At 45.9% G+C, this 26135-nt stretch carries 36 protein-coding genes; 8 read left to right on the top strand and 28 right to left on the bottom strand.

Features of this window, described 5'->3' with window-relative positions; genetic code table 11:
- Nucleotides 1–51: 51 nt before the first annotated feature.
- From ACGHVY_RS09710 to ACGHVY_RS09720, 3 genes are read left to right on the top strand one after another with little or no spacing between them, the layout of a single operon-like run.
- On the top strand, nucleotides 52–750 hold the full coding sequence (locus tag ACGHVY_RS09710) for a hypothetical protein (RefSeq protein ID WP_167965844.1): 699 nt from the start codon (nucleotides 52–54) through the stop codon (nucleotides 748–750).
- A 33-nt stretch (nucleotides 751–783) separates the two neighbouring features.
- Nucleotides 784–1398 carry a MotA/TolQ/ExbB proton channel family protein gene (locus tag ACGHVY_RS09715; RefSeq protein WP_167965846.1) on the top strand — a complete coding sequence of 205 codons (615 nt, stop codon included), beginning with the start codon at nucleotides 784–786 and terminating at the stop codon, nucleotides 1396–1398.
- A complete protein-coding gene (locus ACGHVY_RS09720; protein WP_308745808.1) occupies nucleotides 1395–1721 on the top strand; it encodes a DUF2149 domain-containing protein in 327 nt (108 codons plus the stop codon). Before ACGHVY_RS09715 ends, ACGHVY_RS09720 begins: the two co-directional genes overlap by 4 nt.
- Before the next feature lie 220 nt (nucleotides 1722–1941).
- Here the strand turns inward: ACGHVY_RS09720 and ACGHVY_RS09725 are convergent, their stop codons facing one another.
- Nucleotides 1942–2610: a bifunctional 4-hydroxy-2-oxoglutarate aldolase/2-dehydro-3-deoxy-phosphogluconate aldolase gene (locus ACGHVY_RS09725; RefSeq protein ID WP_390598677.1), complete on the bottom strand. Its 669-nt coding sequence runs from the start codon at nucleotides 2608–2610 to the stop codon at nucleotides 1942–1944.
- A gap of 74 nt (nucleotides 2611–2684) precedes the next feature.
- Nucleotides 2685–3710: a sugar kinase gene (locus tag ACGHVY_RS09730; protein ID WP_024988009.1), complete on the bottom strand. Its 1026-nt coding sequence runs from the start codon at nucleotides 3708–3710 to the stop codon at nucleotides 2685–2687.
- Nucleotides 3711–3962: 252 nt separating this feature from the next.
- On the opposite strand from ACGHVY_RS09730, the gene ACGHVY_RS09735 reads away from it, so the two are divergent.
- Nucleotides 3963–5027 (top strand): LacI family DNA-binding transcriptional regulator, encoded by a 1065-nt coding sequence (locus ACGHVY_RS09735; RefSeq protein WP_390598678.1) that lies wholly within the window; start codon nucleotides 3963–3965, stop codon nucleotides 5025–5027.
- Between the two features lie 30 nt (nucleotides 5028–5057).
- A complete protein-coding gene (locus ACGHVY_RS09740; protein WP_390598680.1) occupies nucleotides 5058–6548 on the top strand; it encodes a UxaA family hydrolase in 1491 nt (496 codons plus the stop codon).
- Between the two features lie 112 nt (nucleotides 6549–6660).
- On the opposite strand, the gene ACGHVY_RS09745 is transcribed toward ACGHVY_RS09740, so the two are convergent.
- The 4 genes from ACGHVY_RS09745 to ACGHVY_RS09760 are packed head-to-tail and all read right to left on the bottom strand — an operon-like array spanning nucleotide 6661 to nucleotide 11087.
- Nucleotides 6661–8265, bottom strand: a complete 1605-nt coding sequence (locus tag ACGHVY_RS09745; protein ID WP_390598682.1) for an MFS transporter — start codon at nucleotides 8263–8265, stop codon at nucleotides 6661–6663.
- Complete coding sequence (locus tag ACGHVY_RS09750; RefSeq protein ID WP_390598684.1) at nucleotides 8262–9332, bottom strand: HlyD family secretion protein; 1071 nt, start codon at nucleotides 9330–9332, stop codon at nucleotides 8262–8264. Before ACGHVY_RS09750 ends, ACGHVY_RS09745 begins: the two co-directional genes overlap by 4 nt.
- Nucleotides 9333–9346: 14 nt before the next feature.
- Nucleotides 9347–10666 (bottom strand): TolC family protein, encoded by a 1320-nt coding sequence (locus tag ACGHVY_RS09755; RefSeq protein ID WP_390598686.1) that lies wholly within the window; start codon nucleotides 10664–10666, stop codon nucleotides 9347–9349.
- Nucleotides 10647–11087 (bottom strand): MarR family winged helix-turn-helix transcriptional regulator, encoded by a 441-nt coding sequence (locus tag ACGHVY_RS09760; RefSeq protein WP_390599667.1) that lies wholly within the window; start codon nucleotides 11085–11087, stop codon nucleotides 10647–10649. Before ACGHVY_RS09760 ends, ACGHVY_RS09755 begins: the two co-directional genes overlap by 20 nt.
- Before the next feature lie 179 nt (nucleotides 11088–11266).
- Between ACGHVY_RS09760 and ACGHVY_RS09765 the strand changes: the two genes are divergently transcribed.
- From ACGHVY_RS09765 to creD, 3 genes are read left to right on the top strand one after another with little or no spacing between them, the layout of a single operon-like run.
- Nucleotides 11267–11866: a hypothetical protein gene (locus tag ACGHVY_RS09765; protein WP_390598687.1), complete on the top strand. Its 600-nt coding sequence runs from the start codon at nucleotides 11267–11269 to the stop codon at nucleotides 11864–11866.
- Nucleotides 11867–12163 carry a winged helix-turn-helix domain-containing protein gene (locus ACGHVY_RS09770; RefSeq protein WP_390598689.1) on the top strand — a complete coding sequence of 99 codons (297 nt, stop codon included), beginning with the start codon at nucleotides 11867–11869 and terminating at the stop codon, nucleotides 12161–12163.
- 26 nt (nucleotides 12164–12189) lie between these two features.
- Complete coding sequence (gene creD, locus ACGHVY_RS09775; protein ID WP_390598691.1) at nucleotides 12190–13542, top strand: cell envelope integrity protein CreD; 1353 nt, start codon at nucleotides 12190–12192, stop codon at nucleotides 13540–13542.
- Nucleotides 13543–14140: 598 nt separating this feature from the next.
- On the opposite strand, the gene ACGHVY_RS09780 is transcribed toward creD, so the two are convergent.
- The 22 genes from ACGHVY_RS09780 to ACGHVY_RS09885 form a co-directional block, all read right to left on the bottom strand.
- Entirely contained in the window at nucleotides 14141–14347 is a 207-nt protein-coding gene (locus tag ACGHVY_RS09780; protein WP_390598692.1) for a hypothetical protein, read from the bottom strand.
- Between the two features lie 20 nt (nucleotides 14348–14367).
- Nucleotides 14368–14760, bottom strand: coding sequence for a ribonuclease H (locus ACGHVY_RS09785; RefSeq protein ID WP_390598693.1), 393 nt, complete (start codon nucleotides 14758–14760; stop codon nucleotides 14368–14370).
- Nucleotides 14760–15278: a hypothetical protein gene (locus ACGHVY_RS09790; protein WP_390598694.1), complete on the bottom strand. Its 519-nt coding sequence runs from the start codon at nucleotides 15276–15278 to the stop codon at nucleotides 14760–14762. The genes ACGHVY_RS09785 and ACGHVY_RS09790 overlap by 1 nt, the downstream gene beginning before the upstream one ends.
- 174 nt (nucleotides 15279–15452) lie before the next feature.
- The gene (locus ACGHVY_RS09795; protein ID WP_390598696.1) at nucleotides 15453–16115 is read right to left on the bottom strand and encodes a hypothetical protein; all 663 of its coding nucleotides are present in this window, start codon (nucleotides 16113–16115) and stop codon (nucleotides 15453–15455) included.
- A 12-nt stretch (nucleotides 16116–16127) separates the two neighbouring features.
- Nucleotides 16128–16625, bottom strand: a complete 498-nt coding sequence (locus ACGHVY_RS09800) for a hypothetical protein (RefSeq protein WP_390598697.1) — start codon at nucleotides 16623–16625, stop codon at nucleotides 16128–16130.
- A 15-nt stretch (nucleotides 16626–16640) separates the two neighbouring features.
- The gene (locus ACGHVY_RS09805) at nucleotides 16641–16871 is read right to left on the bottom strand and encodes a hypothetical protein (RefSeq protein WP_390598698.1); all 231 of its coding nucleotides are present in this window, start codon (nucleotides 16869–16871) and stop codon (nucleotides 16641–16643) included.
- Nucleotides 16872–16959: 88 nt separating this feature from the next.
- The gene (locus tag ACGHVY_RS09810; protein WP_390598699.1) at nucleotides 16960–17514 is read right to left on the bottom strand and encodes a hypothetical protein; all 555 of its coding nucleotides are present in this window, start codon (nucleotides 17512–17514) and stop codon (nucleotides 16960–16962) included.
- An 11-nt stretch (nucleotides 17515–17525) separates the two neighbouring features.
- A complete protein-coding gene (locus tag ACGHVY_RS09815) occupies nucleotides 17526–18053 on the bottom strand; it encodes a hypothetical protein (protein WP_390598701.1) in 528 nt (175 codons plus the stop codon).
- A 1-nt stretch (nucleotide 18054) separates the two neighbouring features.
- Nucleotides 18055–19098: a hypothetical protein gene (locus ACGHVY_RS09820; protein ID WP_390598703.1), complete on the bottom strand. Its 1044-nt coding sequence runs from the start codon at nucleotides 19096–19098 to the stop codon at nucleotides 18055–18057.
- Nucleotides 19095–19577: a hypothetical protein gene (locus tag ACGHVY_RS09825; protein ID WP_390598705.1), complete on the bottom strand. Its 483-nt coding sequence runs from the start codon at nucleotides 19575–19577 to the stop codon at nucleotides 19095–19097. The genes ACGHVY_RS09820 and ACGHVY_RS09825 overlap by 4 nt, the downstream gene beginning before the upstream one ends.
- Nucleotides 19577–19846: a hypothetical protein gene (locus ACGHVY_RS09830; RefSeq protein ID WP_390598707.1), complete on the bottom strand. Its 270-nt coding sequence runs from the start codon at nucleotides 19844–19846 to the stop codon at nucleotides 19577–19579. The genes ACGHVY_RS09825 and ACGHVY_RS09830 overlap by 1 nt, the downstream gene beginning before the upstream one ends.
- Nucleotides 19827–20300 carry a hypothetical protein gene (locus tag ACGHVY_RS09835; protein WP_390598709.1) on the bottom strand — a complete coding sequence of 158 codons (474 nt, stop codon included), beginning with the start codon at nucleotides 20298–20300 and terminating at the stop codon, nucleotides 19827–19829. The genes ACGHVY_RS09830 and ACGHVY_RS09835 overlap by 20 nt, the downstream gene beginning before the upstream one ends.
- A 25-nt stretch (nucleotides 20301–20325) precedes the next feature.
- A complete protein-coding gene (locus ACGHVY_RS09840; RefSeq protein WP_390598711.1) occupies nucleotides 20326–20712 on the bottom strand; it encodes a hypothetical protein in 387 nt (128 codons plus the stop codon).
- A 188-nt stretch (nucleotides 20713–20900) separates the two neighbouring features.
- Nucleotides 20901–21416 carry a hypothetical protein gene (locus ACGHVY_RS09845; protein WP_390598713.1) on the bottom strand — a complete coding sequence of 172 codons (516 nt, stop codon included), beginning with the start codon at nucleotides 21414–21416 and terminating at the stop codon, nucleotides 20901–20903.
- Nucleotides 21417–21551: 135 nt separating this feature from the next.
- Entirely contained in the window at nucleotides 21552–22145 is a 594-nt protein-coding gene (locus tag ACGHVY_RS09850) for a tyrosine-type recombinase/integrase (protein ID WP_390598715.1), read from the bottom strand.
- Between the two features lie 32 nt (nucleotides 22146–22177).
- Nucleotides 22178–22984 carry an N-6 DNA methylase gene (locus tag ACGHVY_RS09855; protein ID WP_390598717.1) on the bottom strand — a complete coding sequence of 269 codons (807 nt, stop codon included), beginning with the start codon at nucleotides 22982–22984 and terminating at the stop codon, nucleotides 22178–22180.
- A 66-nt stretch (nucleotides 22985–23050) separates the two neighbouring features.
- The gene (locus tag ACGHVY_RS09860; protein ID WP_390598718.1) at nucleotides 23051–23350 is read right to left on the bottom strand and encodes a hypothetical protein; all 300 of its coding nucleotides are present in this window, start codon (nucleotides 23348–23350) and stop codon (nucleotides 23051–23053) included.
- A gap of 14 nt (nucleotides 23351–23364) precedes the next feature.
- Complete coding sequence (locus tag ACGHVY_RS09865) at nucleotides 23365–23949, bottom strand: hypothetical protein (protein ID WP_390598719.1); 585 nt, start codon at nucleotides 23947–23949, stop codon at nucleotides 23365–23367.
- Nucleotides 23950–23980: 31 nt separating this feature from the next.
- Nucleotides 23981–24175, bottom strand: coding sequence for a hypothetical protein (locus ACGHVY_RS09870; RefSeq protein ID WP_390598721.1), 195 nt, complete (start codon nucleotides 24173–24175; stop codon nucleotides 23981–23983).
- 17 nt (nucleotides 24176–24192) lie between these two features.
- Nucleotides 24193–25404 carry a hypothetical protein gene (locus ACGHVY_RS09875; RefSeq protein ID WP_390598722.1) on the bottom strand — a complete coding sequence of 404 codons (1212 nt, stop codon included), beginning with the start codon at nucleotides 25402–25404 and terminating at the stop codon, nucleotides 24193–24195.
- Nucleotides 25405–25482: 78 nt separating this feature from the next.
- Nucleotides 25483–25863 carry a hypothetical protein gene (locus ACGHVY_RS09880; protein WP_390598724.1) on the bottom strand — a complete coding sequence of 127 codons (381 nt, stop codon included), beginning with the start codon at nucleotides 25861–25863 and terminating at the stop codon, nucleotides 25483–25485.
- On the bottom strand, nucleotides 25851–26135 hold the full coding sequence (locus tag ACGHVY_RS09885) for a hypothetical protein (RefSeq protein WP_390598725.1): 285 nt from the start codon (nucleotides 26133–26135) through the stop codon (nucleotides 25851–25853). Before ACGHVY_RS09885 ends, ACGHVY_RS09880 begins: the two co-directional genes overlap by 13 nt.

Raw genomic sequence — 26135 nt, forward strand, 5'->3', positions numbered from 1 at the left:
TCAGGAACCGGTAATTTAGAATTTGTAATCAGTAACTTGTAATTAACAATAATGGATACAGTTGTCCTTGTACTTATGCTTCTTACAGCATTCAATTTTCTGTTGAAGCAAACGTTTTGGAAAGCAATAGCGGTGGGTGCTATCGCTGCTGTCTGCGCTGTGTTTGCCGGATTGATGTGGCCGTATGCCATCGAGCAATCGAAATCACAGATAGCCAACTGGCTCGGCAACCAGCCCTTGATGCTGGATACCTCTGTGATTCTGAGTATCGAGGTCTGCATACAAATGGCTTATGCCATGCTGGCTGTCCACGTAGCCAATGATTATCCGGTCAAGCCGCGCATGATAGTGATGTACCGCTTTCTACGTTGGTTCCCGGGATTATTGATTTTCCCGGTTTTATTCAGCGGATTGGTATATCTCATCTTTGCATTTCCCGGCACTTCTTTTCAAACGATAGCCTGGAGTTACGCCGCCTTTATCCTGGTAGTGATACCCTGCGGAAGATACCTGTTGCTTTATCTCCTTCCGGAGAAGGAACTGCGGCTGGAACTTTTCTTCCTGACCAATGCACTGGTAGCCATACTGGGCATCGTTGCAACCGTCAATGGAAAAACGTCGGCAGCAGGTGTCAGCGAAATAGACTGGAAAGCGTTGTTGGGCGTGATAGCTATCGCATTGGCCGGTGGAGTCTTAGGACTCTTCTGGTGGAATATCCGAAGCAGGCGAAAAGAAAAAAGCATGAAATAAATAAAGAAATAACTTATTAAATAATCAACAACAATGAACTACATATCAGATATATTGTATTGGATTTCAACAGGATTGCTTGTTCCTGTCATCGTGTTATTAATCATCCTTTTCTGCCGGGCTATATTACTTGCCGGCAGTTTCTACGGCCAGTATTTATCCATCCGTAAGACAGAAGCCCTGCTCCGCAACGAGCTGGGGAAATTAACTCCGGATACTGTCGGGGATTTAAGTTCCAAACTGCCGGAGAAATCCCGTTCACTTGTCATCATGTACATGCGCCAAGTGCTGGATGCCCGTGATACTCCCGCGCAGGTACAACGTCTGCTTGCCAACTTTGAGATTGCTGCCGACAAAGACCTTGCTATCTCCAAAACGTTGACGAAGCTCGGGCCAATCTTAGGATTGATGGGCACATTGATTCCAATGGGCCCCGCCCTCGCCGGACTGGCAAGCGGTGATATCGCTTCGATGGCTTACAATATGCAGATAGCCTTTGCAACGACCGTAGTCGGACTGGTGGCAGGCGCAGTAGGTTTCCTCACGCAGCAGGTAAAACAACGTTGGTACTTGCAGGATATGACCAACCTCGAATTTATCTCCGAGTTACTCAATGAAAAGCGAAACAATAAAACCACAGAGAAATGAAACACAACTTATTACGAAAAGAAGACGATGCCGACCCTATCAGCGTAGTATCCAATTTGTTCGATGTTGCTATGGTTTTCGCTGTCGCCTTGATGGTGGCTCTTGTCAGCCGGTATAACATGACGGAAGTGTTTTCGCAGGAAGACTTCACAATGGTGAAGAATCCTGGCAAGGAGAACATGGAAATCATCACCAAGGAAGGAGAAAAAATAAACCGCTACACCCCGTCCGAAGACCAGGACAAGAAAGAAGGAAAACGAGGCAAGAAGGTAGGCATTGCCTACGAACTGGATAACGGGGAAATCATCTACGTACCGGAATAATCAACCGACATATTCACGGATAATATGCACGCATATTATCCATAAAACAAGCCACCGAAATGAGTCACTCATTCCGATGGCTTATCCCCTTTAAACACCTTTAAACAAAATGAAAATATGCCTCATTTACTAACTAAACTAACTAACCCTTCGAGGCATATTTTAAAGAGGCTGTCGCACAGCCCCCTTTCTTATATAGATGGCTCTCGCCCTCTAAATCTTATTTACGAGCTTCAGCGATATAGCCGAGAGCTTCTTCGCATTTTGCAGTTATATAAGCCCAGTCTTCTGCTGCCACTTTATCTTTCGGGAACAGTTTAGAGCCCATACCTACGCAGAATACGCCGGCTTTAATCCATGCAGTCAGGTTTTCTTTTGTAGGTTCTACCCCACCGGTCACCATCAGCTTAGACCATGGCATCGGAGCCATCAAGCCTTTTACAAAGTTTGTTCCGTAAACGTCACCCGGGAATACTTTGCAAAGGTCGCAACCTACTTCCTGAGCGAAACCAACTTCAGATACAGAACCACAACCCGGAGTATAAGCTACCGAACGACGGTTACATACCTTAGCAATTTCAGGATTGAACAACGGGCCTACTACGAAGTTAGCACCCAGTTGCAAGTACAAGGCAGCAGTAGCCGGGTCAACGATAGAACCGATACCAATAGCCATTTCAGGACATTCCTTTGCTGCAAATTTCACGATTTCAGCAAATACTTCCTGTGCGAAATCACCACGGTTGGTAAATTCAAAGGCACGAACGCCACCGTCATAACAAGCCTTTACTACTTTCTTTGCAACTTCTACATCTTTGTGATAGAATACAGGAACCATTCCTGTAGAGCCGATTTTATTCAATACGGCTATTTTATCGAATTTTGCCATCTTATTATTTACTATTTTAAAAATGAATTGGTAAATGAGTTGTTTTTTCAAACTCTCAACTCTCTATTTTCAGCTTATCTTTGTACGCGACCGCTTGCGTCACCACCAGCCAATGCTTCAACTTCTTCTACAGAAACAAGGTTAAAGTCACCATTGATAGTATGTTTCAAAGCAGATGCAGCCACAGCAAATTCAAGAGCTTCGCCCTGGTTAGGTTTAGTCATCAAACCGTGGATGATACCACCGGAGAAAGAGTCACCACCACCTACGCGGTCGATAATCGGGTCGATATCGTAACGTTTTGAGGTATAGAATTCTTCGCCGTTGTAAATCATGGCTTTCCAGCCGTTGTGAGTAGCAGAGAAAGATTCGCGCAATGTAGAAACCACATATTTGAATCCGAATTCTTTCATCATCTGCTGGAAGATACCTTTGTAGCCTTCAGCGTCAGTGTGGCCAGCCTCAACATCTGCGTCCGGTTTGAAGCCCAGGCAAAGTTCTGCGTCTTCTTCGTTGCCGATACATACGTCAACAAACTGCATCAACGGCTTCATGATAGACTGTGCTTTTTCTTTTGTCCACAGTTTCTTACGGAAGTTCAAGTCAACAGAAACAGTTACACCGTGACGTTTTGCAGCTTCGCAAGCCAGACGGGTCAATTCGGCAGCCTTGTCAGAGATAGCCGGAGTGATACCGGACCAGTGGAACCAGTCAGCACCTTCCATGATAGCGTCAAAGTCGAAGTCAGCAGCGTCGGCTTCAGCAATAGCAGAGTGAGCGCGGTCATAGATAACCTTGCTGGGACGCATAGAAGCACCAGTTTCAAGATAGTAGATACCTACACGGTCGCCACCACGAGCAATAAAGTCTGTCTTTACACCATACTTACGCAATGCGTTAACAGCAGACTGTCCGATTTCGTGTTTCGGCAATTTAGTTACGAAATAGGCGTCATGTCCGTAGTTGGCACAGCTCACGGCAACGTTCGCTTCTCCACCACCATATACTACATCAAAAGAATCAGATTGAACAAAACGAGTATTACCCGGAGTTGATAATCTAAGCATGATTTCGCCTAATGTAACGACTTTCTTTCCCATAATCTTATGTTTTAAATTCTAAGTTATTAATATTATGAACTTTCAATTTATCATTTTACGCCCATTTTTATTGTTAACACACTGACTATATGCTTATTAAACCAATAAAAGGTTAACGTCACATACCTTTCGTGTGCGGGCACAAAGATACAACAATTTTCGTAATTACAAAAATTGTTATATATTTGTATCGAAAATATTAAGATTATTATTGTGTGCGAGCACATATACCTATATTAATAAGGTTATCGTATGAATAAATTGCCCGAAAGGATTAGAATCAAAGACATCGCCCGCCTGGCGGATGTATCGGTGGGAACAGTAGACCGCGTCATTCACGGACGTAGCGGAGTATCGGAAGCAAGCAAAAAACGCGTAGAAGAAATCTTGAAGCAGCTTGACTACCAGCCTAACATGTACGCCAGCGCTTTGGCATCCAACAAGAAATATACATTTATCTGTCTTTTGCCGGAACATTTGGAAGGTGAATACTGGACAGCCGTGGAGCTGGGCATCCATGAAGCTATCGCTACCTATTCGGACTTCAATACTTCAGTGAAAATCAACTATTACGACCCATACGATTATCATTCGTTTGTCGACGCAAGCGAAGCGATTCTGACTCTTCAGCCGGACGGAGTGATGGTAGCTCCCACCGCCCCCCAATATACAAAGGGATTCACCGACCAGTTGCAAGCATTGGATATACCTTATATATATATAGACTCCAATATCAAGGACGTTCCTCCCCTCGCCTTCTTCGGTCAGAACTCACGCCAAAGCGGATACTTTGCCGCACGGATGATGATGTTACTGGCACGGGACGAGAAAGAAATCGTTATTTTCCGTAAAATACATGAAGGAATTGTAGGTTCTAACCAGCAGGAGAACAGAGAAATCGGTTTCAGGCAGTACATGGAAGAACATCATCCGTCTTGTAATATACTGGAGCTCGACTTGCATGCCGAACGCAATGACGAAGATAACGAGATGCTGGATGAATTCTTCCGCGCCCACCCGACAGTGAAGAACGGAATCACCTTCAACTCCAAAGTCTACATCGTCGGCGAATACCTGCAAAGTCGCGGAAAGAAAGATTTCAATCTGATAGGCTATGACCTTCTGGAACGGAATGTCACCTGCCTGAAAGAAGGAAATGTATCCTTCCTCATCGCCCAGCAACCGGAACTACAAGGCGCCAACGGTATAAAAGCTCTTTGCGACCACCTCATCTTCAAAAAAGACGTGACTTGCATCAACTATATGCCTATCGACTTGTTAACAGTAGAAACAATTGACTATTACCATAGCAAATAACAACGAAATACAACTTTACAAGTACATTACATGGAAACAAAGTATTTAAGAATTAATCCTGCCGACAACGTTGCCGTTGCCATTGTTAACCTCCCGGCAGGAGAGCATCTTTCTGTAGATGGCATTGAAATTACATTGAACGAAGACATTCCCGCCGGACACAAATTCGCATTGAAGAATTTCGCAGAAGGTGAAAATGTAATCAAGTACGGTTATCCTATCGGACATGCCCGAATGGCCAAACAGCAGGGTGACTGGATGAACGAGACGAATATCAAGACCAACCTCGCCGGATTGCTGGAATATACCTATAACCCAATTCAGGTTTCTTTGGATATTGCCCGCAAAGACCTTACCTTCAAAGGTTATCGCCGCAAAAACGGTGACGTAGGCATAAGAAACGAAATATGGATTATCCCGACCGTAGGCTGCGTGAACGGTATCATCGGCCAATTGGCTGAGGGGTTGCGTCGCGAGACTGAAGGCAAAGGCGTGGATGCCATCGTTGCTTTCCCGCACAACTACGGCTGTTCCCAACTTGGCGACGACCATGAAAATACGAAGAAGATTCTTCGCGATATGGTGCTTCATCCCAATGCAGGAGCAGTGTTGGTAGTAGGCTTGGGATGCGAAAATAATCAGCCGGACGTATTCCGCGAATTTCTAGGCGAGTTTGATGAAGACCGTGTGAAGTTTATGGTCACTCAGAAAGTGGGCGACGAATACGAGGAAGGCATGGAAATCCTGCGCGATTTGTATGCGAAAGCCTCTAAAGACGAACGTACCGATATTCCTTTGTCCGAGCTCCGTGTAGGTCTGAAATGTGGTGGTTCCGACGGTTTCTCCGGTATTACTGCAAATCCGTTGCTGGGTATGTTCTCCGATTTCCTGATTGCACAAGGCGGCACAAGCGTACTGACTGAAGTACCGGAAATGTTCGGTGCAGAGACTATCTTGATGAACCGTTGCGAAAACAAAGATTTGTTTGAGCAGACTGTACATCTGATTAATGACTTCAAAGAATACTTCCTGTCGCACGGAGAACCTGTCGGTGAAAACCCGTCTCCGGGAAACAAAGCGGGCGGTATCTCTACATTGGAAGAAAAAGCGTTGGGATGCACACAGAAATGTGGAAAGAGTTATGTATCCGGCGTGATGCCTTATGGCGAACGTTTGCAGAAGAAAGGGCTTAACCTGCTTTCTGCTCCGGGCAATGACCTGGTGGCAGCTACCACTCTTGCGGCAAGCGGATGCCATATGGTACTTTTCACAACCGGACGTGGAACGCCATTCGGTACTTTTGTCCCGACAATGAAGATTTCCACCAACTCGACTTTGGCTAAAAACAAACCGGGATGGATTGACTTCAACGCAGGTGTCATCGTAGAAAACGAACCGATGGAGAAGACTTGCGAGCGCTTCATTGACTACGTTATCAAAGTGGCAAGCGGCGAGTTCGTTAATAACGAAAAGAAAGGTTATCGTGAAATTGCTATCTTCAAGACAGGCGTAACTTTATAAATCGCTTCTTATTCCGTATTCTGATAAAAAGAAAATATTGTTAGAATTATAATACGAGTTGCTATCCCCTCACTCAATGACAAATTGAACGGGATAGCAACTTTTTTTTATATTAAACCATATCGTCACCCGTTCTTTTAAATGTGACACGAAGCGTCTTATGAAACGGAATGAAACGGGAAACAACAGCAATGATGATTGATATAACCAGTAGATAGCCCAGTATTTCTTTCAGTGCAAGCAATAAACTTTGCTGTTGCAAGGTGGTATATAAAGAATTAGTTGCCAGTTGTGCCGCCTCGGCATTTCCGTGCCCCTGCGCCAGTGCATTGTTCAAAGACTGGCTATACCGTGACGCTGCCAGCGGGTCGGCAGTCGTTATAGTCTCCGACAAAGAATACATATATTTTTGTTCCAGCCGGTACAATACATTGTTATAAAACGAAGTAGCCATAATAGGCGTCAATACGGAACGGAAAATAATCAGAAAGAAAGCATTAGACAATAAGAATTTCGGATTCAAATCTTCTACGGCAAACAAAGCAAAAGCTATAATCAAAACCAACATTCCCAAGCCACGAAAGAATATAGGCAGATATAACATCTCATAGGTACTATTCGGAGAGATACCGAAATACAGGATACCGAAGAATATCACAAAGCAACTCATTCCCCCCGCTATCAGAAAACGGAAACGCCAACGCTGCCAGCGAAACCACCAGAAACAGATAAACGCACCGACTATATATCCGGGAAGCAGATAGATATAAAGAGAATAGGTATGCGTAGTATCCACTTTCAGAATAATAGTCAGATAGTTGGTCAATAAAGTGGTCGATGTACTGAAAAACATGACAAGCATCATATAGAGATAACCGACAATCGCTTTGGCTTGAAATAAGGGCGCAAGACTTACATAAGGCTTCTCCGAACGGCTCTGATACCAGATAAACAAGGCAATCAATATAGGGGCAATGATGATATACGCGCATATCTTACCGGACGCCATCCAGTCGAGCACTTTTCCATAATTGATAACATACATCAACATCAGCAGTCCGGTCGATATAACAAACATTTCACGAATATGCAAGTCGGACAAGGCAACGGCTTTAATAGGGCGGTTATGACGGAAACAGATGATAACAAACAAGATAGCCATCAAAATCAGTACCATCATAAAGTAATACATATATTTCCAGTTATAATGATAGGCCAACTGAGCAGTTACCAGCATCGATGCCTGTCCCCCACCGTACACCAACGGATAAAAATAAGAATAGAACTCGCTGCGTACATTCTTCCGGCTGAAAATCTTTTGGGCGTAACGGATAAACCACAGCATAAGAAACCCTTTCAGGAAGCCGACGGTAAAACTGCACACAATCAGAATATCGGCATTCTGTGTACGGGCGCAAACCCAACTCAAGAAAAATTGCAGTACCAGGTCAATCAACAATAGTGATTTCACGGAAAAGGCAGCCAGGACTTTAGGAATAATGGGATATGCGATAGCCATACCTGCCGAAGCGGCATAATATCCCATTGTTATGTCTTCCGAATTCGTACCGAGTGTATTCGAAACTTCGAGCATACTACCCGTATAGGAACCATTGAGCATAGTGACGGGAAGAATCACGATGAAGATACTGACAAGTCCGAGCCAATCGGGCACCCATTGACGGACAGGTGCTTCCAATTCCTTCATCGTTATCATTTGCGCAGAGCTTCTGTTTCCACCATCATGCCGGCTCTCAACTGTGCCATTTCTTCCGAAGAGACATCTTCCAGTTCAATCCGTACCGGTATCCGCTGTTGTACCTTTACAAAATTTCCGGCGGAGTTATCCGTAGGAACCAATGAATATTTGGAACCTGTCGCTTCGGAAATAGCGGTGACTTCTCCACGGAAAATCTTTCCGGGCACTGCGTCCACTTTTATACGTACTTGTTGGCCGATATAGATATTGGCAATCTGCGTTTCTTTATAATTGGCGGTAATCCATTTGTCCTTGTTGCGTACCAGATAAGAGATGGTCTGTCCCGTCTGTACATACTGACCCGGTTCCAAAGTCCGCCTGCCCATGTATCCGTCATAGGGAGCCATAAGAACCGTATAAGACAAATTCAGTTTAGCCAAGTCAAGGTCTGCTTCCTTACGCAAAATGGCGGCTTCCGCACTCGTTGTTTTCTTGCTTGTTTCCGTATATTGCGAGAGTACCGACTGTTTCTGAGCAACCAATGCCTGATAACGCGCCTTTGCCGCTTCATAGGCAGCTTTAGTTTGCTCAAACTGCTGCTCCGGGACGGACTCTTCTTTCAACAAACGTTCAAAACGATGATAATCCTGCTCCAGTTGCCAGAGTTTCGCTTCAGCTTCAGCAATATTGGCGTCCTGCACCGCAATATTCTTATGGGAAGTCTCAATACCCGAATGAAGCACTTCCTGCGAACCATGTGCATCCAGCAAAGCAGCTTCCGCTTCCTTCACCTTGATTTGATATTCACGGTTATCAAGCACCAGTAAGGTATCTCCCTGACGCACATATTGATGTTCTTTAAAACGTACATCTTTTATATAGCCCGAAACCCGCACATTCAAAGGCGCCACATATTGGTCTACAAAAGCGTCATTCGTCACCTCATAATTTACATAACGCCAAAAGTAAGTGGCAGTCCACCAAAGGCCGGAACCTGCCAGACAGATACATACCAAATTTAAAATAATATTGCGAACCCTGAGCTTTTTCAGCCTCTTCTGTTTTTCTTTCAATCCATTTGCCATATCTGTTCTGTATATTAAAGACGACCACAAGCCTTCTGAAGTTGATAATAAGTATAAATCACACGAGTACGTGCAGTAACCAACTGCAACTCGACATTCAGACGGACGGAATTTGCGTCGAGCAAATCAGTCAGGATAGCCAGTTGATTCAGATAACGGTTCTGCATGATACGGTAATTTTCTTCCGCTTGCCGGACGGACAGTTTCAAAGCCTCTACCCTCTGCATGGCTTCCCGATGCCGCAAAAATGAGGAACGTACTTCCATGCGGATTCCCTGCATCTTCTGCTCTTCCTCGTTCTTCCGCAAGGACATCATCATTTTGCTCTCTTTTATTTTATGATTGTTCTTATACAATGAGGATAAAGGATAAGAAACCGATACGCCCACATTCCAGTTATTATTATACATATCCGCCAAGGTGCGCGAAACAGGACGTGCCAATGTATTCGATGCATATAACGATATGCCGGGTAATGAGAAAGACTTGGTTGAACGGATTTCATTCCTAGCCAATTCCGTTTGTGCACGAAGCAATTTCATCACCGGGTCATTCGCATAAGCCTGAACGATATAATCATCATAAGATTGCAAGGCAACTGCTTGATAAAGCAGGGCAGTATCCGGCTGCAATAATACATTCTCGTCCTGTCCCAACAGAATATCAAGTTGCTGTGATACAAGCACAATGCTGTTTTCCGTTTCCTGCAAAGACAGGCGGTCGTTAGTCAATTGCATCTCACTTCGCAATACATCATTATTGGTAATCAGCCCTTCTTTTTTCATCCGCCGTATATCGTGCAACCGAAGTTCCGATTCTTCAATGTTTCGCATCAATATCTCATGCTGCTTAAAGAGACTGAAGAGATTCATATACTGATTCAGCAGTTTCAGTTTAATCTCCGCGCGGTCGGTCAAAGTCTGCAATTCGGCAACTTGCTTTTCAATATCCGCCTTATGGATAGCACTTCGGATTTTACCGCCCTGATAGAGAGGTTGCGCCAAATCAATCGCATAATTTTGTGACCAATCCGGCGCGTCCGGGTAGAGAGGTGCGGACAGTCCCCGTTCCCAGACAACGGGTTGACCGACGAATCCGCCTTTCAGTCCAATCTGTAGTTCCGGTAGTCGCGCAGTTCTTGCAGTCCGTGTCCGTTCCTGCGCCATAGATTCTTTCATTGCATCCGCCTGAAGTTGCAGGCTATATTGTACGCCCCGTTCAAAGAGCTGGTCGACAGTAAGAAATAAAGAGTCTGTTTGTGCGTTTGTCAATTGGGGAAAAGTAAACAGGCCGAATAAAATTGCCGGATATAGTTTATACTTTTTCAAGGACATCGTAGACAGTATTTAATTCAGATAACATCGTTTCAATACTTTCAATACCGATAATGTGTTCTGCATATACATAAACCTGGTCTAAAACCGGACGAATCTGCTCTTTAAACTCTTCACCCTCCGGAGTCAGAAACACCAGTTTATTACGGCGGTCGTTCGGGTCTTCTTTCCGGCAGACGTATCCTTTCTTTTCCAGATTACTCATCAAGTTAGTCAGGCATGCTTTATCCTTCGCTATACGCTCCGCCAATATCTGCTGGCTGATGCCTTGTTCGTGCCATAAACAGCTCAATACTTGAAGCATCTCGAATGTAATACCTGCGTTGTTCTTCTTTAATGTCCGTTGCATAGACCGGCGAAAAGCCATACGTGTGCGGACAATCTGTAACATGAGTTCCCTGAACTCCGCTCCTTCTCTCATTCTAATAATCGTTTTTATCTTTTCGGGTACAAAGGTACGTATTCTTATCGAATTAGTCAAACATTTGACTAATTTCATCTATCCAACTTCTTTTTTGAACCTATTTATTGAAATAATCAGATAAAATCTTGTTCATCTTAAATGTTTTATTTTACTTTGCATCACAAAGTACTTTTCATATGAATAAAGATAAAGCATTAGAATCGGTAAATGAGATAAAAGAATTGATGGAAAAGTCCTCAAAGTTTATCTCTGTTAGCGGACTTGCCGCAATCTTGGCAGGCATTTACGCATTGGCTGGCGCGTACATCGCAACACTGGTTATCACACCGGAGACGCATTTAATCGTCACATTGGAATTAATGGCTATAATAGCCTTGTCGGTATTGGCAGCCGCAGCCGTTACTGCCGGCATCCTGTCCTACTGTAAATCCAAGAAGACAGGACAGAAGTTTTTCAGCCGGCTCACTTATCGGGCATTATGGAATTTTTCGCTTCCGATGCTGGCAGGCGGCATTGTATGTATTTCTATCCTGATGCACGGGTATTATGATATTCTGGCATCTGTCATGCTTCTATTCTATGGGCTGGCTTTGGTCAATGCATCCAAGTTTACCTATTCCAGTGTGGCATGGCTGGGATATGCTTTCATTTGCCTGGGCGCTATCGACTGTTTCTGGGCGGGTCATTCACTTCTGTTCTGGACGATAGGTTTCGGCGGTTTCCATATCCTTTATGGTATATTGTTCTATTTACATTACGAAAGAAAGAAATCATAAATGATAGAATCATTCCAATATATTAATAAAGCATTCGAAAGCAAGGTACGACTGGGTATCATGGCTGTTCTGATGGTTAATGAGGAAGCTGACTTCAATTTTCTGAAAGAGCAGCTCGCATTGACCGACGGCAACCTTGCCAGTCATACCCGTGCCCTGGAAGAACTGGGGTATATCGTATGCAACAAAAGTTTTGTCGGACGAAAGCCGCGAACTGCCTTTCAAGCGACTTCGCAAGGCAGGGAAGCTTTCAAAGCTCATATTGAAGCTCTGGAGCAATTTCTAAAATCAAAATAATTCATTTATCTAAACACTATCAGCTTATGGACGGTTTCAATGAAAATTCAAACGAGCAACAAGTACAGCAACCTATGGGATGCCTACACCGTTTCTCCAAAACAATCAAGGTTGTCATCATCGGGGGATTAATCCTTCTTCTGATGATTCCTATGTTCATGATTGAAAATCTTATTTCCGAACGGGGACGCACGCAGGAAGAAGCAATCAATGAGGTAAGCGAGAAATGGAGTCTCGCACAGACCGTTACCGGTCCTTATCTGAATATCCAATATCCGGTGGTTACAGAGAACAACGGAGAAAAGAAGGTGTCAATCAAAGACCTGATACTCTTCCCCGACGAACTTTTGATTAACGGGCAACTAAAGACCGAAATCCTGAAAAGAAGTCTCTACGAGGTCAATGTGTACCAATCGGAACTGACTCTGAAAGGTTCTTTCAGTTCGGAAGAACTGATAAAGAGCAGAATAGATATGGGGCAACTGCAATTCGACAGAGCTGCTATTTGTCTGAATCTGACCGACATGCGTGGTATCAGCGAACAGATTAGTATCACCCTCGGAGACTCCGTCTATGTATTTGAGCCGGGAATGGATAACAGAGGGATTGATAATACGGGCGTACACGCCATTGCGGATTTATCGGAACTGAAGAACAATAAGAAACTGCCTTATGAAGTAAAAATCAAACTGAAAGGCTCGCAATCCATCAACTTCATTCCACTGGGTAAAACAACCCGCGTCGACCTGAAAGCCAATTGGAACACACCGAGCTTTACAGGAAGCTATTTACCCAATAACCGGGATATTACCGAAAAAGAATTTTCGGCACAATGGCAAGTCCTGAACTTGAACCGGAACTACTCACAAGTAATGATTGACTATACCAATTCCAATATCAAAGACATAGATAATTCCAGTTTCGGCGTCAACTTCAAGATTCCGGTAGAGCAGTATCAGCAATCCATGCGTTCAGCGAAGTATGCTATCCTAATTATCCTGTTGACATTCGGAGTTATCTTCTTCACTGAAATTATGAATAAAACCCGTATTCATGCTTTGCAGTATTTGTTAGTGGGATTGGCACTCTGTCTATTTTACAGTCTGCTCCTCTCCTTCTCCGAACACATAGGCTTCAACCCTGCCTATCTGTTATCTGCCGCACTGACTATTATACTGGTAGGCGGATATATGTTCGGCATCACCAAGAGAAAGAAACCGTCATTAATCATGTCCGGGTTATTGGGAGTCCTCTATCTTTATATATTTGTCCTTATCCAGTTAGAGACTTTTGCTCTGTTGGCAGGCAGCTTGGGATTATTTATTATCCTGGCAATGGTGATGTATTTCTCAAAGAAAATAGATTGGTTTAATGAATAATCAGCTTTTCTTCTGAAACACTTGACAAACGACTTTTTATTTTGTATCTTTGAAGAAAGAAAAGTGATAAACAGCATGAGTAATATAAGAAAAATAGATACATAAATAGCATTTAAACTGATATTTTTTAGTATCAGAAGAAATATGGTATAGGGCAATAGTCTAACGATTATTGCCCTATTTTGTTTATATTTTTACTTAAATCATTTAATCTATTTCCGAAAAACGCAAAAAATAGTTTTTAATAAACTTGGATACCGTTTATAATAAACTATCCAAAAGACTATTCAACTTTAATATCAACTCCCTGTTTATCAGGAGTTAATTTTAGGGAGGTGTGCTATTCCTAACATACAGCCGTACATGAGCCGGTTAATATTAGAATTTGTTTCGAGTACAAAGATATACAGAGTTATTCAATATAAGACGTTAATTGTCAGATTTTTGTGTCGATTTTCACTTTCCGACAAAAGTGAAAGGAGTATCGAACTCATTACGAGATACATGGACGATAAAAGCCCCCGAAAAAACGTTGTTTTCGAGGGCTTTTGATGTTTTACAAACCTGTCCATTTTTGAAGGGAACCGGTTGTTCGGGGTCAATCGGCGTATCGTCGATTGACGGGTTTGACGTGTATCTCGATACGTCTGTCGTCCAAGATTCGGCGGACGGCTTTCCATAGGGGAAGTTTTTCTACTCCGGCCAGTTTCATGGCCTCAACTATCATTGTGTTTTCAACTAATTGGAGGTAGTCTTCTTCCCGAATCTCGATGTATTTGTGAAGGTCTTTTTTGAGTCTTGCCATAAGTCGCGAGTTTTGAGTTGTTATTTCTCGCCGAAATCAGCGGGCGTTTCGCCCCAAAGGGAATTGTTCCAGTGGAGCACTTCGATTTTGTCGATTTCGGAGGCCATCGCTTTGAGAAAAATTTCCGCTTTTTTGAGTGCGGCGTTTCTTTTGCGCGAGGCTGTTCGTTTCTCGTTAAACCACGTCAGGGCTGTAAGACTGTCGGTGTAGATGATTGCCGGACTGAAACGATGTTCGATGATGTATTTTGCGGCTTCGACAACGCCCAAAAATTCACCGATATTGATGGTCTGGTTTCCGATATTCCGTTCAAAGAGGAGTTCGCCGGTGGCCAAATCAACGGCTCTATACCGGGTAACTCCTCTTTTCATCGAATGTGCCCCGTCGGTGGCTATTCCACGTTGCGGGCGCATTACAAACCGGGAATGGTCGGTGTGCTGAATCCGTCGTCGGCCATTCTCCGCAGAAGTCTTGCGGCAGCGGATTTGAAGCTGTTGATTACGCCTTCCAAGTTTTCGATGTCGGTGCGGCGTTGTAACAGGGAGACAACTCCCGATACTGTCTTGCTGGAGTATGAATTACCTCTCAGCGGGTCGAAGTAAACGGTTTTGTTTCCGAAGTTGACGGTTACCCGGTAGGTTTCACCCGGTATCACCAGTGTGTCGATCGTGGCCTTGAAAAGAAGCGGTGTAGCCGCTATTACGACAAAACCGTTGCGTGAGTGCATTGCTTTGAGTTCGACCGAATACAATATGTTCGGCTGGACTTTGCCTTTCAGGTCTTCAGACAATACACAAATTTTCTTTTTGTAAGGTGAATCCTCACGTACTCCTCGCAGTTGCTTCGTCTTCGAATGGCGCGACACGAATCCAATGATCTCGCCTGTTCTTTCCGAGGTCGCAAATTTTAATTGCGTTCGCTCTGATATCATACTCCGTTCTCATATTATTCCAATCTGGTTTTACGGTCAATTAACAAAATGTAAATCAGTCATTATTATTAAAATCATATCGCAAATTTATATTTTCATTTCGGAGTAAGCAAATAAATTTACGACTATTTTTCGACCGATAAACGGGCTATTTACAGAGAAAAACGAAGCCTGTTACCACAGTCTTTCGTCTTCGGAAAAATGGCTGAAACGTTCGTCTGTAGTGGATGTTGAGTGGTTTCCGTGACATTTCCAGTACCGATAGACTCTTTCGCTTTTCCCCATACGGAAATAAATATCGTCGGCATTGATATATTGCACCCCTTGCTCGGTGGCTGGATTGATCCATGTGGCGGAATTTTCTATCCGAGGGTTCTTCCCAACGTATAATTTTTGCTTTTCAGCCCCGAAAATGAAGATGTTCTGCATCCGCACGTCATCGTCCACATCGAACCGACGGGCGTATGCGGCAAAGTCGTAGATGTCGGTTTGGAGCAGGCTTCCTCCGAAGTATGCTGCCGCGCTGTCCTTCAGCTTGCAGAATGCCCGATTCAACGGCTGGCGAAGTCGGATTTCGTTCAGCCGCTGAATTGTGACGGCATCATTGGTGACGTACACTACACGGAATCCGTTTCGGGTGGTGTCGCATACTTCGAGATGCCGGACGACTTCCTGTGCCCGGTTGATGCTGTCGTCTATCGGGTCTCGTGTGCTGATACAGTCTTTCAGCAGTCCAATACAGATGATCAGTATCAGGAGTATCCACGGAAGAAGCCGGAAGCCTATCCGCCAGCGGATTTCCCGTTCGGTCTGTCGTTTTAACTCTTGTTCTGTCATGGCGCTATTGGATTAAATGTGTTTCGGAAGGATTAGCAATCCCCGTTTGTTGAGCTCTGCACGGAGCATTTTCACTAATTGCTCCAAGGTTTTCACTTCCTGCCTTTCGCCGGCTTTGCGATGAAACAGCGGGGCGAAATAGAGTTTGTGGTCGTCCTTGGTCGGATACGAGAGGCCGCCGAGGCAGATTTTGTCCGTCCGTATCTGGAACAGTCCGTTGACCAGTTGACATTGTTTGGAGGACGGTACCGTGATTGCGTATTCGGGAAGAGCCCCGGCTACCATTTTCAGGATAGGCCGGATGACTTCATCCGCATAGTTCGGTACTGAGATTGTCAATTTCGGCACGGGTTGCATATCGGCCTCGGCACGTTCGATTGTGTCGAGCTGTTCGGAGACTTTCGCATCGCGCCGAAAGTAGCTGTTTAACAGTTCTTCTATTGTCATAACGTTGCTTTTGATGGTTCGTGTAAATAAAGAATAATGGTCCGGACGAGGGAACCGGTGCAAGCCGCCCTGTTATTTTTATGCGGCAGCTTCGTCGATGTGCTGTTGCGCTTCCTCAACAGAGGAAATTGCTTCGTCGATGGCATCGATGGCATCGGTCATACGGGAGCCGTTGTCCGATGATTGGAGGCTTTCTGGCATGTTGTCGTAGGCGTCCTGTTCTTCGTCCTTGATCTCGTTCAATGATGCGATGATTTCGTCGAGGGAATCTTTCACATCTTCGAGTTGTTTTCGTCTGTCTTTGTTCATGATTGATTGGTTTTATTGATATGAGTGGATGATAACTTTCCGGAAATTTCTCGGGATTCTGAGTGCATTTAGTTTTTTCACAAGACAATCAAGGCGGGCAATAACCTGATGCCGGGGCGAAACAGACGATGTCCCCTGTCTTGCGGGAGAATATGGTTACGCTTACTCCGATTTGCTTTCGGGCGGCTTTCTTCGCGTCCCGCAAGCGGACGAAAGAGAGCCGGTTTCCGTACCATTTGTCGCAGAACCAATAGTTCGTGGTTGTGAGCTTTGAGGTTGTGATACCGGTAGCGGTATCTGTTTGGGAAGCAAGCAGCAGTTCTGCCGCATTCCGGAGAAAGTCCGGCCAGTCATGGTACGGCATTTTCGACTGCCAGAAGTAGTCTTTGAGTATTAACGGTTGAATACTGGCTTCTTTTCCGGTATGGTAGCCTAAAATGTCTGCGTAGGAGATTTGGGTGGTGCCGTCCGATAATGCGGAGACGCAGACCCCGCCATTACGACCGGTCGGCTCGAATTTGCCCCAAACGGATTTCACTTGTCGAACCGCAACTTCCGGCATGCCGTTTTCGTTTGTTCCGTCGTGCAACAATACCGAGGCGGAATGACGGAGTTTCTTCGCTAATGATTTCGATATGAACATGGTATCAGTATTTAGAACGGTAACAGCAATACGGTATAGCTAACGATTCCCTCGCCTTCCCATCCTCGCATTTTCAGAGCGGATTTCAGGTTCGTATAACATTTCACAAACCGAGAATATGGGCTATTTTGGTAGTGTTGACGTTCTATCTCGAATCTTTTTGCATTGGCCAGATTCAGCAATTCATCATCACGACACCCCATGTGAAGTCCGTCGGTTTTGATTTGCCTGAACAGTTCGCTGATTTCCGAGAAGTTTTTCTCTATAAGAGAGACGCTATCACAGTATTCCGGATATAGTTCTCGTATAACCGGAAGGAATTTCGTAACTCCTTTCAGTTTGAGCCGGGGATTATTCTTTGCGATTTTTCGTAATTCCCGGAAAAGTTTTTCGACTTCTGTAAGCTGAATCCGCTCCCTTTTTTCAAGGTTTATGAAGAGTGTATTGGAATTACTGACACGTATGAGATTGTCTGTGATCTCATAAACAACGCCCTCGATAAGAGGACGCAGGAGGTATTCTTTTCTATCTGTTTCCATGTTAATCGGTCATTTGTATGAATCGAACATAGTCTTCGGTATCGTTAAAGCCTTCATCGTTAATGCGTTCGGCCAATTCGTCGAGTGTCAGGCGTTCGACTTCATATTCGGTTTCGTCCTCTTCGTCGATAACACTGCGGGAAGGACTGTTTCGCCAGGCGTCGAGCAGTTCGGCGTCCGAAACATTGCGTTTCAGATGATTGCAACTCCAAACGAAAGCATAGAACCGTTCTTTGCTGGAAAGGGAGCTAATGTCGTCCGCCGTTGCCGAACGAAGGAAATTACCGGCAAATTCCTGTACATCGTCTTCGTGGATGTCCTGTACGCCGATGTGCCATGAATTGTCCGCGCTATTCCGTCGCATGTATTTTACCTGAAGCAGCATGTTTCGACGATAGTCAGCCGGAGTGTCCCCGAATATTCTACGGATCTCTGCAATGGCATCGTCGGTCAGGCAAACAAAATCACCGTCTCGAAAAGGAGGCAGATTCGGTTTTACCTGCTCCTCATTCATAACGGAATGAAGATGCTGCTCGATGCACAATTCTTTGTAGTAATTCCAAAGTGTTACGAGCCAGTCGATGTTGACTTCGTAGAGGTGGCGTTGCGTGTCTCGTTCGTTGGTTTCCGGATTGAACAACGTACACGTTCCATCTGGGCGAACCTCTTCCAGTTTGTACATGGTATAGACGGGATAATCACCCTCTTCTTCGACGTAAACTACATGCGGAAGCCATCCTTCAGGATGTTCCTTTGCCTGGCTGATGTTGTGAATAAGATGATTGCTGATGGTCGTGAGTTGTTCATGGTATGACTGCACGTGGAGACTGTCGGGTGTGTTCGCTTTCTGGATGACACGATAGTCTTCCCATAGATGGGCATCCGATACGCCTTGCACGTAGGCGTCGTACTCCGCTTGGGTAGAAAATTCGATGTCATGAACTGCGCCGCCGTTGTCCATCAACCATTCGGCTGACGGGATTTGGCCGGTTTCGTTATAGTATTTGGTGGCATCGCCACCGAAGATGATTGTTGCTTTTGTCATTGTTCAGGGTGTTTGGATAAGTAATCTTGAATGGATTCGTAGCGATTCGGTATGGCTGCATTCTCGTTGAACCCGTTCAAGCAATGCAGCAGTGCCTTTTCCATGCTGACGTACCGACGCGAGAAAGATTGGATATTGTCCAGGCAGTAAGCCTCTATGGCATATTTGAACGGGGCAACTCGCGGGCCGTCTTCTTTGCGGAGTTCCACATACCATCTGAAATCAAGTCGCAGGCGGAAACCGTCCGACTCTCCGTTTTTCATCAGACGTTCTTCGTCCAAAAGCCTGCGAACGTAAGCGGCATCGAGCGGGCCGTCATACTCTCTGTAACATTTAATTCGGGCAGTGTAAACAGCAGCGTATTGCCGGATGTCGTCTTCGGTAAGACGATATTCTTTCGGATAGAAGTCCAGCACTTCTTTTGTTGTGACGGAAATGATTCGTCCGTCTATTTCAATTTCGTAAGTCTTATTTTCCATTACATGTTTTTGTTAGTGAATTTGGGTCGTGCTCGCTGAACGATGCGCAGATCGGTATAACCGATGGCTTTCAGTTCATTGAGCAAATCCCTGTATTCGTTTTCTTGCGCGGGAGACGTATCGGCGATTACACCGGCATAGTCTGCGGCTCCGTGTTGACCGACGTGCATGTAGGAGGTAGTCATATAGCTACTTCGGCTCCACGGCTCATCCGGAAAGAGTGCGATGATGTCACCGTTCTTCCATCTTCTAAAAACTACCTTCGTCATGGCGGCCGCAGATTTCTGTGTTCACGATGATATCGCCTACGGTTTTCGTATCATGGTGGAGCCGGTCGAGGATGTCGTCGATGTTCTCCTCGGATACGTCGTCACCAGTCCGGTTTTCGATGTCGTAGCGAACAGTGACGTAAACCGTCTTGACTTCGGTTGCCCGAGAACCGATGTTGTTTCCGGCGATACCATCGGGAGACGTAATGTCGAATTTCATCAGTCGGGCAAGGCGGTCGTACTCCTCGTCGTAGAACCGGTTGTATTCGTCCTGATACTCGTCTTTGTAGCAGGTGCCGCTGTTGGGGGCCTCCGGGTCCTCCGGCTCGATGAATGCGTCGAAGGGCAGTTGGTGTTTGTCTACCAGACGGGCTACTGCCAAGTCGCTGGCAATCTCCATGATGGACGAGTTGATTTCGTCTTTGTTTTCTTTGTAATACAGGTGTAAGTCCATATTGCTGTTTTTTAGAATGTTATTTTTACGATTCGGGAGGGTGTATTCCGAGTGCGAAAGCAAGAAAAGCGAGCGTTCCCGCATAATGTTCGGGGTGAATATCGAGTCTCTGCTCAATGGTGCCGTCATGGTCATCAATGCCGCCGGCTTTCAATCGACCCATCTCGTCCAGATGAACATGGGTTATATTGATATTCCGTGAACCGGATCGTCCGTGAAAAAGCATCGTCACGGGATAGCCACAGCCTCCGTGCTCATCGGTTATCGGATACGACGTGATAGCTCCGCCATGTCGGATAAGCAGGCACTCGATGAGCCGTTTTGCCTGCTGTTGCAATTCTCTTTGACGCTCTTGCAGTTGGAAGTATTCCTGTACGGTCGGAGCGTCGTTGTCGGGATAGTCCCGACGCATGTAGGCCGTTATGGCAGCCTTTGTCGAACCGTAATCATGAATTTCTCCGCCCGCGATGATGAAACTGCTCAGCATTTCGGCGTCCGATGCGCCTTCAGACTGCCGGTACACCTGACAGAAAATATCGTCCGCGTGGTCGATATGCGTGTTGCCGGTCGATTTGTACTTGACAGTATAGTCTTTGTATTTCATAATTTGACGATGTATTTTTCTATTAACTCCGCACGTAGTTTTCGGTTGCCCTGTGCAATGCGGGCGATGAGTTTCTGAATGCGTTTGTTTGCCAGTTCGGCGATTTCCTGCGGTGTCGGCTGGGGCATTGCGAATTTCCGGCAGGTCTCGGAGCAGTATTTCTGGCGGGCACGAAGCGGTTTTCCGCAGACCGGACAGCGGCGCTTGCCATCCTTTTCGAGAATCCCCAATACACCAGTATGGAGACCTTGCCACCATTCCAGACGGTCTATTTCGTAAGCCTGAAGAGTTACGTTGTTGGAGAAGTCTCGGGCCTCCAGTTCGACCGAGATTTCGGAGTTCTCCACGATGACTTTGATGGCCGGGTCGTCATAGGGAGTGCCGTCGTTATCGAACCAGATGATGAAGGTCGGATCGTCCTGTTCGGCATAATCGCCCAACGAGAGTTCCGTCAGACCATTGTTTTTCAGAATGGCCACGATGGCGGCCATGATATTGCTTATGTTGTCCATAAAGAAGAGGTTTTATAAAGATTAGTTGATATGTTGAAGAGACCGGCGTTACCCGTCTCTTGATTTTTCAAAAAAGGTGGAGCTGTCGGGACTCACGTCTGGACAGCTCCGGTTATCATTATGGCGAATGATGTATCAATAATTGAGTTGGATGGTTCCGTAAACTCCGGCAATCTCTTCCTGTCGGATTCCCAGATAGACCATTGTCACTTGCGGCGACGAATGTTTGAGAATCATCGATAACAGGATCAGCGCTTCGGTTGTGCGTCCCATCGATTCGTAAACGTAGCGACCGAAAGTCTTGCGGAAAGTGTGGCTGGAAAACCGTTTGATCGGCAGCCGATACTTCACCCGTAAATATTTCAGGGTGTCGTTGATGTATTGCGCAGTATAAGGTTTCTTCGTTTTGGGGTTGCAGATGACCGGTAACCGTTTGTCCGGTGAGCCGAGTAGTTTATATAGCGACGTGATCCGCCGCTGTACGTTTTCGTTGAACGGAATCTGGCGCGTCTTGCCGGTTTTCTGTTCGATTTTGTAGAGAGAGTCTCTTTCGAGTACGTCTTTCCATGTCATTGACCGGACATCGGATACACGGCAAGCCGTACAGAAAGAGATGCAACAGTAAAGTTCCCAGAGGTAATTGCCGTCATCGTGAAGGCAGGAAAGCAGACGGATGAAATCCTTGAATTCCAGCGGTTCGGCAGTGGTAATTTGACCTTTGACTGACATGGGCAAATAGAATTTACGTTAATGATACGGCATCAGGTGCCTGTTTGAGGTGTCGGGGATTCCTGAAAGAGGTCCATGACTTTCGCCCACGTTTCCCGCATTCGGAAATAGTCGTCGTAGCCTTCCTGATTGATGAAGAAGACGAAAGGCGGAATGTCGGCCTGCTTGAAGTGGTTGTACTCTTTTTCGTCGAGCTTGCGGACAGAGGGAAGCCCTGTTCTGCATAGTGCTTCATTGACAATCCATGCTCCCCGGAAGTTGTTCATACGGAGTGAATCGATGCAGACTACCTCACCCACACAGCCGTTTATCAGGAAGTTGCACACGCACATCAGGCAGCAGGTGTAGTCGATGTCCCATGCGACCAGGTAGCTTTGCGGACGGTCGGCCTTGGCCGCCAACAGCGTCCGGCCGCTGCCTGCCGTGGGGTCGCATATTGAGATGATTTTGGACGGCGATTCTTGCTTGTCCATAACCATCTTCGACATGAGGTCGGTGATGTGTGCGGGCGTGAAGAACTGGCCTTTCTGTTGCTGGCCGCTCTGGGAGGTCAGAGCCATGAACAGGTCGCCGAAAGCATCGTACCAGCCGTGCCGTTCGATTTGCTGCGACATGATTTGTATCCATGTGGCGAACATGTCGTAAAATACTTTGGTCTGCTCTTTATTGTACCTCCAATCGGAGAGCGGAGGCGTGTCGGGGAGCGAGAACCCGTGTACGATGTAGCGCAGCAGGTCTTGAAAGACGGTCTTCACGTCCAGTCCGTTCCGATACGTGAAGTCGTTGATCTGTTTTTCCAGTTCCCGGACTTCTGCCGGAGCATTGTATCCTTTACTCATAACAGTTGAAGAATAAAAAAGGCGGAGAACTTTCGCTCTCCGCCTCGGGTGAATAAATTGTGTTTACTATGTCGTTTCATCGGGTATTTCACAGCCCGTATAGGGATGATATAACGGTGTGTTGCCGACCGCTTCGGCGTCAATGGCAAAGCTGCCGAGTTCCACATCATAGAAGAGTTCCAGTTTCATCGGTTCGGTGGAGGCAATGTGTTCGGCCTCCGATTGCGACAAACCGGAAATCATCAGGCTTTTTACCCTTTTACGGAAAGTTTTCGGGTTGGTTTGGGGTGTCGTCCAAACCTCAACGATTTCCTCTTCGTCATCGGTAATGGCGACAGAGTGGTTGAGAGTATGCAATTCTTTCATCATTTAGGTTCTTCTTATTCTTCGTCCCAATAGTTTTTCTTGTACAGCTCCCGCTGCTGGTCGAAAGACAAAGAGTTCCACCAGGCGTCGAGGTCCTCGGCACCGCCGGACAGCCGTTTGTTTTCTTCCGGGTCAAAGTGTTTCCACCACTGGTACATTCGTTCTTTGTACTCTTTCAATGAGACGAAATAGTGAGCCTCTTCGCACGAGTCGCACCAAAAATCATCACTGGAATCATCAATGTCCGAGATGTATTCATTGGTATTGCCATCGACCCATGCCCGGATCTGAATGTCACGGGAGCCGCAACATTCGCATACGTTGATTTGACTTTCATCTTCCTCCTCCCTTTCGGTAACGAACCTTTGTCCGTCATAGAGTTCGCACGCCCGTTCCACGATTTTGTCGCGGGCGTTGTTGCCCAGTTCGGCATAGAAGCGTTCGGCTGCACCTGACAACGTAACGCTGCTCAGACCGCACCATTTTGCCCAGAAATGGTCGGACATGCTCCCGAATACGGTTTCGCATTCCGTTTTGCTCCAGCGGTTCCACATGTAGTAGAAGAAGCTGGATACGATGTTTTCGTTTGTTCGTTTCATATTTTAGATAGATTGTATAGATTATTGTCGGTCAAAAAATGAAATCGACGATGACACGTTTGTCGCCGGAGAGTAATCTCTCGTGATTTACATCATCGTATTTGTAGGTGCTGTATTTCTTCGCTTCACGGATATATTCTCCACGCACCCAGACCGGAGCGTTTTCGTGGTCCGAGAAACGGAAAAGCTCTCCTCTTTTGAGTGCTCGGATTGTTTTCTGCTCCATAGCCACCAGTCGTTTATTTATGCGGCAATCCCAAGTTGTCGGGCGGCATTCCGCATTTCTTCGTAGCTGATGCGATGACAGCCGGCCGTCAGAATGTCGTTCTTGTATGAATTGATAGTCCAATTATGGTTGTTGGCATCATGGACAAGGTCATGTCGGAAGTCGGCTTCGTTTTTGTGGAAAAGTTCAACCAATTTCCAAAGGCGGACAGCTTCCTTGGTTTTGACCTGAATGCCCATTGAGGTCTCGATGTGTCCGTTACGTACCCGGAGCAGTGCATTGAAGTCAAGACCGCGGGGAATGGAGAACCATCTACTTGAGATTTCCCCCGAGTACCACAGTTCTTTTTTCTCCTCGAAAGACATGTCGGCTATGAGGTGTCGCTCCTTTTCCTCACGCAACCATCTCTCACGACGTTCGGCATACTGCTGCTCCCGTAGTTCTTTATTACGACGATTGATTGCGTCCTGCCGTTCTTTACGTTCGGCAAAATGCTCCCACAGCAGCGGATCGCCGGTACGGTCAATAAAGAGTTGAGAGAGCTTGGCTTTGTATTCTGCGGCTGATGCGGGCTGAAGCAGACCTCGTGTAAGAATATCGAGGAACAACTCCTGATGTTCGGACTTGTTTTCTCTCGGCAGCTCACTGGAATAACGAGGTCGTTCGCCTGTTACGGTCCAGAATTTCGTTTTGTCTTTTTTGGCGGTACTGCTCAATTTGGTCAGTACCGGTATGAGCCAGCGACCGGTTGCAGACTTTTGCCGTTTGTCGAGCCCCCAGAATTCAATCCAGCGACCGATGTTGAGCAGGCATTCTTTGACATGTTCCGTATAGTTTTGAGTACGGGATTTCTGTTGTGCATTGATGTATTCGCTGATTTTTTCTATCTGATCGACGATGTAATAGGCCGATTCGCAGTAACTGCTTTCCGACAGCTTGTCTTTGTACAGGGAAACTGACCGATGCGTGTCGAAAACCTGTTCTCCGCAAGGAATCGCATTCCGCACCATGCCCATGTGTTTGCCGGTGGTGCTGGAATAAGTACGGGTTGTTACCAGATAGGCTATTTGCCCTTGTTGATTCGTTTCTATAGAGGCACATCGGAAATGTGAACCATAGGAATAAATATCTTTGCCCTCGAAATAGAAGTTGCGCCCATTCCGTGCGCTATCCTGACTTTGATGTGCCCATAGATGGGCAACCATCGGGGCATCTACGACGTATCTCATGATGTTTCTGTTTTATCTGTTGAAGAATAGTTGAAAATGAAAAAGAGAAGGCGATGACCTTCTCTCTCGTGTTAATTTTTATAATCGTTCGAGAACCTTCCGGAGGAATTTTTTGCTCAGAACCTGTTTGCAGACTGTGACACCGGACCACCCGTTACCGGAGTTCTTGTCGAGCAGTTCCCTTATGAATGTCAGCCAATCTTTGACCGGCTTTTTGTTCAGTACGACCAACAGGCGTTCCGCTTGAATCGTCCAGTCGTGGAATTCCGGAGACCAAGGGGCGTTTGTCAGCTCGGACATGGAAATCGTGAACATGTTTTTCCCGATTGGTTTGACGGCCGGATTTTGCCCTACGCCGCGCACTGTATCGGCAATAGCCTGTTCAATACGTTCTTTCTCCCGTTTATACTGTTCTTCCAAACGGTCGAGTGTGTTGATTTGGTCAGCTAAAATACCCATCCGACAAAAGGTCTTTTTATGCCGAGTTCCTCGCTTGCCTCACCACTTCCGCATTCACATTCGCCGACGGGTTGTCCTGAACCGCATTTGCAGAGATCGATGCCCCAATGATTGACGCAATGATTGCAGTTACAAAAGACCTGCGGAAGATGTTCTCCCATAAATCCGATACGGTCGAAAACTTCGCGGCTCATGCTGTTACTTGCACCGTTCTCGAATGTTACAGTCATCGCTCCGCATACGCATTCCTGAATATATTGTACGGGGGTCAT

The organism is Bacteroides sp. f07, assembly GCF_042854785.1.
Classification (GTDB): Bacteria; Bacteroidota; Bacteroidia; order Bacteroidales; family Bacteroidaceae; genus Bacteroides.